11 protein-coding genes are annotated in these 13,750 nt (G+C 45.0%); 4 read left to right on the plus strand and 7 right to left on the minus strand.

What is annotated here, in order from left to right; genetic code table 11:
• Positions 1–900: 900 nt before the first annotated feature.
• From ACT7WV_RS06480 to ACT7WV_RS06490, 3 genes are all read right to left on the minus strand, one after another.
• Complete coding sequence (locus ACT7WV_RS06480) at positions 901–1,092, minus strand: hypothetical protein (RefSeq protein ID WP_445102121.1); 192 nt, start codon at positions 1,090–1,092, stop codon at positions 901–903.
• A 70-nt stretch (positions 1,093–1,162) separates the two neighbouring features.
• The gene (locus ACT7WV_RS06485) at positions 1,163–1,642 is read right to left on the minus strand and encodes a hypothetical protein (protein ID WP_445102122.1); all 480 of its coding nucleotides are present in this window, start codon (positions 1,640–1,642) and stop codon (positions 1,163–1,165) included.
• 106 nt (positions 1,643–1,748) lie between these two features.
• Positions 1,749–3,287 (minus strand): YcjF family protein, encoded by a 1,539-nt coding sequence (locus ACT7WV_RS06490; RefSeq protein ID WP_445102123.1) that lies wholly within the window; start codon positions 3,285–3,287, stop codon positions 1,749–1,751.
• Between the two features lie 298 nt (positions 3,288–3,585).
• On the opposite strand from ACT7WV_RS06490, the gene ACT7WV_RS06495 reads away from it, so the two are divergent.
• Positions 3,586–4,107, plus strand: a complete 522-nt coding sequence (locus tag ACT7WV_RS06495; protein WP_445102124.1) for a hypothetical protein — start codon at positions 3,586–3,588, stop codon at positions 4,105–4,107.
• Between the two features lie 192 nt (positions 4,108–4,299).
• Here ACT7WV_RS06495 and ACT7WV_RS06500 read toward each other — a convergent pair whose 3' ends face one another.
• Entirely contained in the window at positions 4,300–5,292 is a 993-nt protein-coding gene (locus ACT7WV_RS06500) for an Hpt domain-containing protein (RefSeq protein ID WP_445102125.1), read from the minus strand.
• Positions 5,293–5,595: 303 nt separating this feature from the next.
• Here ACT7WV_RS06500 and ACT7WV_RS06505 point away from each other — a divergent pair, with 303 nt between their 5' ends.
• Positions 5,596–6,960, plus strand: coding sequence for an efflux RND transporter periplasmic adaptor subunit (locus ACT7WV_RS06505; protein WP_445102126.1), 1,365 nt, complete (start codon positions 5,596–5,598; stop codon positions 6,958–6,960).
• A 66-nt stretch (positions 6,961–7,026) separates the two neighbouring features.
• On the plus strand, positions 7,027–10,317 hold the full coding sequence (locus ACT7WV_RS06510; RefSeq protein ID WP_445102127.1) for an efflux RND transporter permease subunit: 3,291 nt from the start codon (positions 7,027–7,029) through the stop codon (positions 10,315–10,317).
• Positions 10,318–10,356: 39 nt separating this feature from the next.
• On the opposite strand, the gene ACT7WV_RS06515 is transcribed toward ACT7WV_RS06510, so the two are convergent.
• From ACT7WV_RS06515 to ACT7WV_RS06525, 3 genes are all read right to left on the minus strand, one after another.
• Positions 10,357–10,572 carry a hypothetical protein gene (locus ACT7WV_RS06515; protein WP_445102128.1) on the minus strand — a complete coding sequence of 72 codons (216 nt, stop codon included), beginning with the start codon at positions 10,570–10,572 and terminating at the stop codon, positions 10,357–10,359.
• Between the two features lie 176 nt (positions 10,573–10,748).
• On the minus strand, positions 10,749–11,441 hold the full coding sequence (locus tag ACT7WV_RS06520; protein ID WP_445102129.1) for a Coq4 family protein: 693 nt from the start codon (positions 11,439–11,441) through the stop codon (positions 10,749–10,751).
• A gap of 109 nt (positions 11,442–11,550) precedes the next feature.
• Entirely contained in the window at positions 11,551–12,411 is an 861-nt protein-coding gene (locus ACT7WV_RS06525; RefSeq protein WP_445102130.1) for an alpha/beta fold hydrolase, read from the minus strand.
• A gap of 117 nt (positions 12,412–12,528) precedes the next feature.
• Between ACT7WV_RS06525 and ACT7WV_RS06530 the strand changes: the two genes are divergently transcribed.
• Entirely contained in the window at positions 12,529–13,746 is a 1,218-nt protein-coding gene (locus tag ACT7WV_RS06530; protein ID WP_445102131.1) for an RNA-guided endonuclease InsQ/TnpB family protein, read from the plus strand.
• Positions 13,747–13,750 lie beyond the last annotated feature (4 nt).

The following is a 13,750-nucleotide window of genomic DNA, read 5'->3' on the forward strand; positions in this document are numbered from 1 at the left end:
GTGATTAATCAAATAAATTAATTGACCTCAAGCGTCACGGGTAAAAGCATAGACTCTTTGACCTATACTTACTCTTCCATATACTTAACCTAATATAGGCTAGCATTAGGGTTTAACAGATGCCAAGAAAGCGACGCACTCTGGAAGCTGATTGGATGACGAGCAAGCTAAAAGCTTAAGGCAAGTCTTAACTTAAAATGACTCTAGCAGGCTTGGCTCATAAATCAGAGCAAAGAGAACATTGAACTGCGCGTAGAAGAGTCTCTTGGGTAATACTGCTTGAGCATTACTCCCAGCCTGGAGGGAAGTTCAGTAACCTGACGACTGGATAGGTTACTGAACTTCAAAATGAAGCTTTAATTTGGCTTAAACTTCTGGCAATCAGCCCCATAAAAAATTTTCTGAGAGCCATTTGGGTAATATCTAGCACACCAACCGTCTCTCTTCTTCCAAGTGGTATAAACCCTAGCAACACTTAGCCCTAACACTACCACTATAATCAAAGATACTGCTAATTGCTTGGGTGGGATTTTAGTTAATTGCTGACTCACTTCACACCTACGCTTTTAAGGCTCGTTATTACCTTTAGTAATACGCCTCTCTTCTGCAAAATCAGGAAGAGATTGCGATCAATTTACCGTCCCTAGAGAGCGTTAAATAAAAGTGCAGGTTGATACCAGTAGTCCGACAAAATAGAAGTTATTTAGAGATTGGGCAACGGCGAACAGCAATAGTTTGCAGGATTTTACAATTTTTAACGTAGATCACAAAATCTATGGCTGCTTACTCAATAGTGCGGTTACTGATCTTCGCGGATATTTGCCTTCAATTAACTGAGTTTTAGTAATTAGCTTGTTGGCTTCAAAGAGACATCAATGACTTGTAAGTGCAGGCAGTCTCTTAACTTAAATTAAAATTGACCAGTTCTTCATTAAACCATTTGGATTTTTCGGATTGACGAATCTTTCTCTCAACGGCAACACATTCCCATCCTATTTGTTTTTGGGATTTTTCATCTAACCAAGGTTTACTGATTTGCCAGCGGTACCCTTTGCTGTTTTCTGTGAACTCTTGACCTACTTTAATAGTCATACTTTACTCTTTTTTGTAGAGTCTTTCTTGATGTTTTTACTCAAATTTACGGTACTCTCCAAATTGGAAACTACTCCGCGCAAGGCAGCGCTAGAGTTTCAGATTTTGTAGATTCTGCTGTACTCGCCGTAAAAATTACATGGGGATAACATTGGTATTCCGCAATAAATGGTAAGTAACTAGTTGTCGCTTTTGAAGAAATAAAGACCGATCTTGTGTGATTTTCTTGCCACGGCGGAACATCTCCTGTAGCTGCTGTCGTATAACCTGGAGCATCAATAGATAAGGTTACTTTTTGCCTGGGCAGCAGTTGGGCGAAAGACTGACTGGGAACGCCAATAACCTTAACACTCACTAGTAAATCCATATCCAACCCGTAGTGATTAGGTAGCTCTGAGAGAGGAAACACTTGATTGGTAGAACGGTCAAACACTCGAACATTAATATCATCAATCTTAAAACTCTTATACTGTTTCTCGAAAGAGTAGGCTAGGGGTGCACCACAACTTACCAATAAAATAGCCAAAACTAAGGATTTAAATTTTTTCACAACATTGCTATGAATCTTTGGTTAGATTTATCTAAAGGATTTTTAAGACTAACTTAGAAGTAGTCTGAGTATATTACTTAAATAGCTAAATATAGTAAAAATCACTTTACCATTCCCGCTCCTTTTCTACTTCTGAGTTGGCTGTCAGCGGCTGAACTACTCGCGCGATCGCTTGCTGGATGAAATCCTTGATAAACTCATCTCGACGACTGAGTTGGAATTGCCTTTGCACTACCTCAGTAATACCACCGTCGCCCCAATCTTGGTCATGACGAAAGTATTCAATAAAGCTTCTACCAGCAATTCTGGTTAAATAAGCAGCCGTAGCCCCCTGAATTGCCTTTCCTGCCACATAGGTAGCAACATTGAGCTGGAGTGCCGTGGCCATAAGTTGCACTGCTCCCTTAACAATTCCCAAACTTGCCAATGTTTTTCCCAAAGAGAGAGCAAGTTCTCTACCTCGCTCCAGATTCAGTTCACAACCATAAATTCTGCCAATTTCCACTACCATTTGGGCATTAACAGCAGCAGTTGCCAGCAAATCAACTACTGGTAAGGGAGTCACCGCAATTACCCCGGCTCCAATCCACTGGAAACGCTCGACTACCTTCTCTGCTTGCCGCCGACGCTGGCTATCGATCAGGCTTCGGGCTTCCTCTCCTAAGCGCTGGGATTGCAGTAAAATATTATCTGCTACTAAGTCCTCTCCCTCTGCTCGCAGAACAGCCGCAAGGCGGCGAATTAAAGGCATAATCTCTGGCTCAGGTTGCAAGAGTTCTCCCTTTTCTAGCATCACAGACTGGGGATTAGCTGCGATCGCTACCACATCCACAGCGGCAATAAATCGCCGTGTTCGCTGCCGCAACCGCGCCAGAATTGTTTCCTTGTCATTGTCGGCATAGAGATCGGTTTTATTGAGAACAAGGAGCGATCGCTTGCCAATTTCGGCCAACCGCAGCAGTGGCTCATATTCCGACTGCCGCAAGTCATTATCTACCACAAACAATAATAAATCGGCTTCTGTTGCCAACTGCCGTGCTAGTTGCTCCCGTTGGGTGCCAACTACGCCTGCTTCCAAAATCCCCGGTGTGTCTGTAATCAGAATCTGGCGATTGATGCCCTTAAACTTGAGACGATAAGTCTCCCCTACCTCCGTTGTACCCATCGGAGCACCAACTTGACCAATCATGCGCCCAATCAAGGCGTTCACCAGGGATGTTTTACCCGCTGAACCTGTACCAAATACCACCACCATTAACTCTCCACGGGAGAGATTAGCTTCAATCTCCCGTGAACGGTTGAGTAAAGCTTGCTGTGCCACCTCATCCTGAATTTGCTTAACTTGCTGGCGTATTGCTTTGAGGCTTTCGGAGGCTGCTTCAGTCTTTTCTTCCGGAACTTTTGGTTCCCTGCGACGCCCAGAGGCGGTGCTGGGAGAGCGCCTGAATAAGCCGAGGTAGTAGACGAAAGCGAAGATTAACGCCCCGATTAGGACAATCAGCAGCAGTAACAGCAAATTTGCCAATAGAGGCGCTGTAAATGAGATTTGGAGATACAGCAAGTATAGGGAATTAACCAGCCAAAGCACCAGCCCTAGAATGATGCTGAGACCAATAATTAGCGTCAACAGGCGTGAAAGGGGCATGGAAAAAATTACTCAAAGAAAGGGCGAATATTGGGTGCTAAATTACTGAAGGTAGAATTCGCAATTTAGTTGACTCCTCACTCTTTAGTTCTAGCTTTGAAAGTATCATCTTTACCATTTTCTGCTGTCGACTAGAAGTAAGGATAATCTGAGAGATGAGACATTACTGTAAATTCCCTGCGTGATGCTCCTGGTTGGCAATGGCTAAAGATTAACCTACAGGGACTGTATCAACGAGTACCACGCTACAAGTAAGATCAGTTAGGCCCTGTAGTTAGCCAAAACTTGGTAAAGAATCATGAACCTGTTTAACCAAATTCTCGGTGCGATCGACAACCCAAATCAACAAGCTAGTTCTGGTCAGTTGGCGAATATTCTTAATACTGTGCAGCAGTTAAGCAATAATACTAACGCCAACGCTTCCTCGATTGAATCTCTGATGTCGATTGTCGGCAAGTATGTTCGTCCAGCGTTGCAAGCCAAACAAGCAACTGATGGCCCTGAGGAGACTCAAGCCTTCGTTAATCAATACAGCGGCACCAATCCCAGCAATCAAGCTGTTAATTTGCTTTTGGGTGCGCCTCAATTACAGCAACTTTTACAGGAAGCTGAACAACGAACTGGGTTGGGTGCTGGTACGATTCAATCTCTGTTGCCAACTGTGGTTCCCCTGGTGCTAAATTTACTTCAAACCGGTAATAGCAATCAGAATACACAAGGCTCTAATTCTGTCCTGAATACTTTTTTAGATGCTGATGGTGATGGTGATGTTGATATTGCTGACACTTTAAAGATGGCAGGGCGTTTTCTTGGTCAGTGAGGTTTTCTTGTTACTGTAATCGAGAGTAAGGAATTTCTGTAGAGATGCGTAGCAGGAGACACAAAGCTTTTTTGTTTAAATACCACGATTTTTTAAGTGTGAGTGCCTCCTGACTTCTTAACTCTCTAACTAGTGCAGGCGTAACTATCCTCTCCTAAGAGAAAGCTGACAAAAAATTCTGCTTGAGCTGAACTAGGATGAGGTGCGAATAGCTTTGGCGAGTAACTTGACTAGCTGTGACAATTGCTGCTTATCAAAGGCTTGGATGAGTAGCTTGGCTGTAGCCTTTGGTTCCAAAGGGATAGTTATTTGTTGAACAGGGATACTGGTAGCTTTAGTAGCACTAGCTGGCGCGACAGTTGCCAGTTTCCGCAACTCTGGACTCAAAGTCAGGGACGCAGCCGCTTTTTGCAGGGATAATGCATTGTTTTGACCCTTTTGCAATAAGTCGCTGCCTTGCTTGAGTTCTTTAATCACCACAGGTGCGATAGTTGGGTAAGAATTATTTGTATTAGCGATCGCTTTGTAGGAAGCTTGTACTAAGAGCTTCCAACTTTGAATTCCTGCTCCCAATTGAGCTAGACGTTTACAAAGATGTTGAAGTTTTTGGCGACTCTTAGGTGTATCTTGTTGTTTAAATAGCTGCAACATTTGTCTAAGAATGTCAACTACCTGAGGTGCAAAGTTTGGGGCAAGCTTGAGTTGGGCTTTCGCTGGATTAGCCGAGGGAGTAGTAGCTGGCGGCGCGACTGGGGCTCTACCACCACTAACTAAACGCTTGAGGTAACTCTGCAATTGGGCAAAACAAGGCTCTGCTGCTTGGACCCTTTGCTGGGCATCTTCTTCCCGGAGACCAAACGGTCCTTGCAGTTGTTGAATTAGGTCTTCTAAAGTATCGTACCCTTGTAGAAACAAGCTCTCCAGTTTTTGATCAACTTCAATCTCCTGCTCTGTGAGCATTTTGAAAGAATCCTCTAATCTGTGAGCTATCTTTTGAATACTGCTGAAGCCCAGCATCGCTGCTCCTCCCTTGATAGAATGGGCAGCGCGAAACATTTCATTGAGCGTATCCGGCTCTTTGACAACCGAGGGCAAACTTAAGAGCCCTTTTTGGATAGTATCGAGGTGTTCTTTAGCTTCTTCGATGAAATAGCCTAAAATCCTCTGCTGATTCCCCGAATCCAAGGCAGGTTTCCTCAATCAGAACGGTTTTGTGTACTTAGGCCAGCAACGGCTACACAGGTTGATGTTAGCACTGAGCAGTCTCAAGAGAAGAAAGGGCTTTGCTAAAATTACCAGCTACACTGTTGATTCTTTTTTAGAGTAACTGAAAGCCGCCAGGGAGTGTTCTGAGTTAACAGCATTTCCCTTTAGCTATTTCCGAGATAGGAATTACTGGGGAAGCGCTTCACATCAGTTTATTAAAATTTACGTAATTATTGAAAAAGAATGCTGAAAAAGTTTTCCTGAAATTATCCTGGTCAATTAATGCTTACTAAAGTTTGGCAAGACAACCCTCTGCAAGCAGGAAAAGGGAAGCTGGGAAAGCCTCAGCCGAAAATTTCTCTGTTATTACTGCTCTGTGTACTTGTTACTGGCCCTTATGTAGCTGGGTGTGGTCTACTGCCCAAAACTGAAGCCGGAGCCCAATCACAACCTCCAAGAGGCGAAGCAAGCAGTAGTCCATCGGTAGATGTAGCGATCGCGAAAACCGGAGTCCTGCAAGAACCCTTAGACTACACTGGCACTACCAGACCAGTTAGAGAAGTTTCCTTGCGTTCTCGAACGGAGGGGCGATTGCTCAGTCTGGGGGTAGATACTGGTGATTCTGTGAAGCGGGGACAAATCCTGGCGCGTTTGGATGATAACCTGTTGCTGACTGCTGTCAGCGAAGCCAAGGCCGAGTTAGCAGCACTTCAGTCAGAGGTCAGCCGTGCCCAAACTCAGGTCAGCAATGCTCGCGCCCAAGCCGAACAAGCGCGGCTGGAACTTGAACAAGCTAAAGTTGATGCTGCACGCCAGCAAAGTTTAGCCATCAAGGGAGCTATTGCTAAACAACAGGCAGAATTAGGTCAAACTGCTGCCGCCACGGCTCAACAAAATCTACTCGCTGTAACTGAACAAATTGCCACAGAACAGCAAGCAGTCGCTGCTGCTAGAGAACGGGTCACAGCACAACAAGCTGTGGTCGCTCAAAACCAAGAACGTCAGTCCTACGCTTTACTGGCTTCTCCGATTACGGGTGTTGTCCTCGAAAGAGTAACCGAACCAGGTAACCTGATAACTGCTGGGAGTGAAGTTCTCAGATTGGGCGATTTTAGCCGAGTCAAGGTAGTTGTCCCAGTTTCTGAGTTGGAACTAGCAAATATTCGGGTTGGTCAGTCGGTTACAGTCAGCTTAGATGCCTTTGCTGGTGAATCTTTTTCGGGGGAAGTTAGTCGCATTTCTCCAGCAGCCGACTCAGCAGCACGTCAGGTGCCGATAGAAGTGACTATCCCTAATAATGGTGGTCGGATCGGTAGTGGACTTCTGGCAAGGGTTAACTTTGCCTCAGATACAGCTTCACAAGTGGTTATCCCCCGCACAGCACTACAGGTCGCAGGGAAGCCAGGAAACAACAGAGCAAGAAATCAGGAAGAAAGCTCTCAAACTACTGAGGCAACGGTATTTGTGGTCACTGGTGAAGGTACTAAAGCTACAGTACAAGCTCGCCAGGTGCAACTAGGCGATCAGGCGAATAATCAAGTAGAAATTATCTCCGGTTTGCAGCCAGGAGAGCGGTTTGTTGCCCGCAGTAGTAAGTCGTTAAAAGACGGCGAAGCCGTGGTCTTGAGCGTTCTTTCAGAACAGTAGTCAGTTGGCAGTTATTAGTCCTTCCATACAGCCTGAGTAACCACCATCCACCAACAACGAAAACTAATGTCTGGATTTAGCTTTAGCGCGATCGCAATTCGCCGTCATATCGGCACCCTGATGCTTACCCTGACAGTAATTGTACTGGGAGTCTTTTTCCTTGCCCAGATTCAGGTTGATTTGCTGCCTTCAATTACCTATCCTCGGATTGGCTTGCGACTCTCTTCTCCTGGTGTCTCACCGGAGGTAGCAGTGCAGGAAATCACCAAACCTTTGGAAGAAGCCTTAAGTGCTACAGAAGGAGTGGTGCAAGTTTATTCTCAAACCCGTGAAGGACGGGTCAGTTTAGACCTGTTTTTCCGACCGGGAGGCAATATTGACCAAGCCTTGAATGATGCGACGGCTGCCTTTAACCGTGCCCAAGGTAGATTACCAGATACTGTTGAAGAACCCCGCTTGTTCAAATTCGACCCTTCCCAATTGCCAGTTTACGAAGTTGCTTTAAAATCTCCCTCCCTACAGGATGTCGATTTGCGAGTATTTGCCGATGAAGAACTTGGTCGAGAACTGAGTGTGATACCTGGGGTGGCAGCAGTTGATGTTTCGGGGGGGGTTTCAGAAGAAGTACTGGTCAAAATTGACCCAGAACGTTTACAAAGCTTGGGCATTGGTGTAACTGAAATCTTAAATGCACTGGAAGAGCGTAATCAAGATGTTTCTGGTGGACGTTTGCGCGGGCAGGAAGCAGAACCTTTAACCCGTACCGTCGGACTTTTTCAAGATGTTCAAGAAATACGTAATCTTTCCTTTGAGGTAGGTGGTGCTTCTGGCACAAGTCAACTCGAAGCTACTTCTGGTTCCTCTTCCCTGCTGCCTAATTCCCAAGCCACTCGCCGTGTCTATTTACGAGATTTTGCTGAAGTAATTGATGGCACTGAAGAACAGCGAGTATTTGTCGCCCTCAATGGGGAACCAGCAATTAAAGTCAGTGTGCAAAAGCAGCCAGATGCTAACACGATTGAAGTGGTAGATAGTGTCAAAAAACGTATCGAACAACTGCAAGAGTCGGGCTTGATTCCAGAGGATATGGAATTAATCACCACCTTGGATGAGTCGATCTTTATCCGTAACTCAATTGCCAATGTGACTACTTCCGGTCTTATTGGTACAGCGCTAGCAGCCTTCGCTGTGTTGTTGTTCTTGGGTTCTTTGCGTCAGACCTTAATTATTGTGGTGGCAATCCCCCTGGCAACTCTGGCAGCAGTTATCCTCATGCAACTTTTTGGTTTGTCTCTTAATGTCTTTAGCTTGGGTGGCTTGGCATTAGGTGTGGGGATTGTGGTCGATAATGCGATTGTGATGCTGGAAACTATTGCCGAAGGTGTTGGCATCAGTCCAGGTCAGAAAATAGGCAATAAGAAAGTTAATTCCCAACTTGTTATTGAACAGGCAGAAAATAGCAGTCGAGCCATAGAATCGGCTTTACTAGCTTCTACCAGTACTAATTTAGTTGCGGTGCTACCGTTTTTGTTAATTGGTGGTTTCTTCTCACTGCTATTTAGTGAATTAATTCTCACTATCAGCTTTTCTGTAGCGGCTTCGCTGGTGGTAGCGCTAACTGTTGTGCCCATGCTAACCTCGCGCCTACTGACGGTGCGTTGGTCAAGTCGCATCGGTGAGTTTTGGCCATTGCGACAGTTTAATTTGCGCTTTGAAGCGGCAACTAGAGGTTACAGGAGTTTCCTCAACCTTCTACTGCGTTATCGACTAGTGGTTATTGTGGTGGCTTTTCTGGTTCTCGGCGGTGGTAGTCTGTCTTTAGCTGGTCAGATCCCCCAAGAAATTTTACCCGGAATTAACACCGGACAAGCCTCAATGTCTGCTCAATTTCCGCCGGGGACTACCCTGGAAACTAATCAGAGAGTGATGAACATTGTTGACAAAATCATCCTCTCTCAACCAGAAACCGAGAATGCTTTCACGACTTCCGGGGGTTCGCTGTTTGGTAGTAATACCTCAGAAAACACTCTGCGGGGTTCGAGTACGATTATCCTCAAGCCAGGTACTGATATTGAGGCTTTTGTGCAACGAGTGAGTCAGGAGTTTGACAAGCTCAATCTAGTCGATATTCGTTTACGCATCAGACCAGGTGAGGTACGGGGTATTATTCTAACCAACTCGCCAATACGGGGGGCAGATGTTGATGTGACTCTCCAGGGAACTGACCAAGAAAAGCTGCAACAGGCGGGACGTCAAGTGCTGCAAGCTCTCGATGAACAAGTAACCTTGGCCCGTTTCCGCCCAGATGCTGACCCTAAACAGCCAGAAGTGCAGATTCGACCCGACTGGGAACGGGTTGCGGAGTTTGGGTTAACGGCACAAGAAATTGGCAGTACAATCCAGACAGCGATTGATGGTTCAGTGCCAACGCAACTACAGCGAGGAGAGCGCTTGGTGGATGTGCGGGTGCAGCTAGACCAAGAATCTTTGCGACGTCAGACGCAGTTAGAGCAGTTACCTTTATTAGTGGGGGACAACCGCCAAGTTCGCTTAGCAGATGTTGCCACTATCGAAAAAGGTCAAGCACCGGGAGAAATTCAAAGAATTAACCAGCGACAAGTTTTCCAAATTGCCGGGAATCTGGCTGAAGGAGCAGTTCTAGGTGAGGCGATCGCTCAAACTGATGCTGTGTTAGCTTCTTTAGAGTTACCTGATGGTGTCAGCATTGTACCAAGTTCCACGAGCGAGACTAATCAACAGTTGCAAGATTCTCTGAAGATTCTGGGGGGTTTAGCAGCCTTCTTGGTGTTTGTGGTCATGGCTGTGCAGTATAACTCGCTGGTTGACCCTCTGATAATCATGTTCACGGTGCCTCTTTCCCTGGCTGGGGGTATTTTGGGACTTTACATAACCCAAACCGCCATGGGAGCAATGGTCTTAGTTGGGGCGGTGCTACTGGTGGGAATTGTGGTTAACAATGCAATCATTATGGTGGAATTTGCTAACCAGATTTACGAAAGCGAAGGCGTTGACCGCAAAACTGCGATTTTGCAAGCTGCTCCCCAACGCCTGCGACCGATTTTGATGACCACAATTACTACTGTTTTAGGATTGTTTCCTTTAGCTTTAGGGATTGGAGAAGGTTCAGAGTTTCTACAACCCCTAGGAGTTGTCGTATTTTCTGGTTTATCTCTGGCAACTTTACTAACTTTGTTGATCATCCCCTGTTTTTACTTACTGCTTCATGATTTAACTGGCGGTAACAAGCCATTAAATATTAAGCAAAGGGCTATTATCGATGACTTTGCCAGTGAATTTAAGCAGGTAGTTTCCGACGGTACGGTAAACAAAAAGTAATGCCTGTAAGAGAAAGAGTGAGAAGTAGACTCCTTTTCCCTAAGTATCTATTGAGTCTGGTGGCTCTAACGGTGGGTCGAAAACAATGATGTAGGTGGCGTTAGCAACTAGACGGCTTAAGACTTGGAGATGACCTTCAGCATCAGAGCGGTTGCGAAAGCGACCTACCACTTGCCGTTGCATATTGGCAAGTGGTTTGATGATGCACCAGGGACTGAGCCGTTGAAGATAGGCTTGGTGTTCGAGTTGGTTCATCAGATTACCATGAAAAACTAAAGCCACCCTACGAGAGAAGATGGCTTAGAAAAATAGCAGAATGGTATTTACATGAAACTCAAACTAACTAGGTCACTAGAATTAAGACAAAACGTTATTTGTGCTACTAGTTGAGTTAGAATTGCTGCTGAGTTATGCAGGTAATGCTCCCATGGCTAACCAATCGGCAAAAGTTCTACAGTCCTGTCTGATGATTGGTTAAGGTTTAGCTGAGTACGCAACTCTTCTAAAGGTATTTCCCATTTGGTATTCCATTGAATGCCAAATAAAGGTTCAGCTTGCTTTCCTCGTATCCATCCTCTTGATAGGGCATTCATATGCTGTTCGCAAAGTTCTATATCTTCAATGGCTGTTTTCATTAAATTTTTAGCCAGCAGTGCCAAAAATGTCGGGGATGGGTAAAATTGGACGGTATAAAAGGCTTCTAGCTCGATTTCTCCGGCTTTTGTTGTACCACAACCCGTTACCACATGCCAGATATCGTGGGTTTCCAGAAGATGAACACGAGGAAAGGAATAGTCATCAACCGTATCCGGCACTGAAGGGGGAGTTAAACTATTTTTAATCAAGTGGTCGGCATAAAGGTAACCGAGGGTATTTTGAGGTAGCTGATGAAGTTGTTGTAAATCAATATATCCTAGTCTGGGATGCTCTTTTAAGGCTTTTCGACCTTGTTCATGAGAACCCAGAAACTGGATAATTAGTTTCAATTTATCGGGTGTATTAATGACGTTAGACAGTCGTCCGAGTGCCCTGAAGTCTCCATAGGGAGCTTGAACAAGCTGCATAAATCGGTATCCCGTGACTAGTGTCTGCCACGTTTTTTTTGACTGGGTTAGGATGTTCATTTTATCTTCTCTCGAAACTGTGTAAACAAGGAAATTAGACTGGTTAAAAAATAAAAGTTGCCGATTGTCGGACACTGATTATCTTCTCATTGAGCAGCTTAAGCTGTCATCAAAATCCTGCAAGGAACTCTCGCATATACTGATTGACTAACTCTGGTTTTTCTTGCTGTACCCAGTGGCTACAGTTGGGAATGTAGCGAATTTGCAAGTTTTTGACATATTCTGAAGTTCCGTAAGTTAATTCTTTACCCAAAGCGGTGTCCTCTTCACCCCAAATCATCAGAGTTGGTACTTCAAGTACACGCCAATTTGTTTGCCCACCTTTAAAAGCATTGCGGTAATAGTTAACCATTGCTGTGAGTGCACCGCGCTTTGCCGCAGCATTCTTATAGGCTTCGATATCTGCCGGGGTAAAAGCACTTTTATCGCAGGCCATCTCGGTGAACATTTTGCCGATTATTTCGTAGTCAGACGCCTGTAACCACATCTCTGGTAACATGGGTAGCTGAAAGAAAAAGATGTACCAGCTACGCATCAACTGCTCTGGAGTGCGCACACCTTCAAAAAACTTCGCAGGATGGGGTATATTCATCACTATCAACCGCTCTACCATTGCTGGGTGAGCATTAGCAAAACTCCACGCGATCAAACCACCCCAGTCATGAGCTACTAAGACACAGCGATCGTATCCTAGCCCTTGAATCACCCCTTCAATATCTTTGATAAACTCACTCATTACATAGGCTGATGGTTCTGGTGGTTTATCACTTTCGTTGTAGCCACGTAAGTCTAGGGCAACTACCTTATAATCCTGGGCAAATTCAGGGATTTGGTGACGCCAAGAGTACCAAAACTCTGGGAAACCGTGCAACATCAGCATCAGTGGCCCTTCTCCTTGCGTCACATAATGCAGCTTGACACCATTACTCTCGATATACTCGTGTTGCCAAGTTTCTTCGAGTATTGTCATTGTTTACTTACCTAATTCGGCAAGAAAGCTCCCGCTATAATCTCTGATTTAGCGGTGAGATGAATTGCCAGTGAAAAGCACTTGTGCTAGTATTTTATCGTGGTTGTTAAGTGATAAATGCTAGTCTACGAAGCCAAGTTAAAGGGAAATATAAACCAGTACGAGAGGCTAAACGAAGCCATTCGCACTGGTTTGTTTATCCGTAATTCTTGTCTTCGTTTTTGGGAAGATGGCAACGCCAAGAGTCGGAACGACTTATACAAATACGTCACGCGATTAGCCAGAAATACAGACTTCCCTTGGACTAAAAACCTTAACTCACAAGCTCGTCAAGCTATGGCAGAGCGTACTTGGGCAGCTATTTCTAGGTTCTTCGATAACTGCAAAAAGCAGATACCAGGCAAGAAAGGCTACCCAAAATACAAGAAAAATAGACCCGCCCACGGCTCAGTAGAATACAAAGTCACGGGCTGGAAGCTGTCTGAAAATCGAGACAGAATAACCTTCACTGACGGCTTCAATGCTGGCGAGTTCAAACTCTACGGCAGTCGAAACTTAAACTACTACCAACTTGAGCAAATCAAGCGAGTCAGGGTAGTACGTAGAGCTGACGGTTTTTATGTCCAGTTTTGTATCGACTATGACCGGACTGAGGAGAGACAGCCAACAGGTAAAACTGTAGGACTTGATGTTGGCATCTGTGCTTTCTACACAGACTCTGATGGTAACAAGATTGATAGTCCCAAGTACCTGAGAAAGTCTGAAAAAGCCCTAAAGCGCCTACAGAAGCGAGTCTCTCGAAAGTTCAAGAAAGGTCAGGCTCAGTCAAGTAGCTACAAGAAAGCCAAGCAAAAGCTTGCAAGAAAGCACCTCAAAGTAAGTAGGCAACGTAAAGACTTTGCAGTTAAGACTGCATTGTGCGTAATCCGGTCTAACGACTTGGTAGCCTATGAAGACTTAAAAGTGCGAAATATGGTGAACAACCACAAACTAGCTAAGTCTATTTCTGATGCTAGTTGGACGATGTTTAGGACTTGGGTGGAATACTTTGGGAAGGTATTTGGCACGGTAACCGTGTCCGTACCTCCCCACTACACTAGTCAAAACTGCTCTAATTGCGGCGCAACCGTCAAGAAATCGCTTAGTACTAGAACTCACAAATGCGGTTGTGGAACTGTATTAGATCGTGATGAAAACGCGGCGAAAAACATTCTCAAATTAGGACTACGTACCGCAGGGCATGCGGGAACATTCCAGGAATACTGGACCAACGCTTCCGGACAGATGAGCCTCTTTTGTCTTGATGAAAATCAAGATACTAAGTTCGCTGGTTGAAGGA

The organism is Symploca atlantica LB2515, from assembly GCF_052546295.1.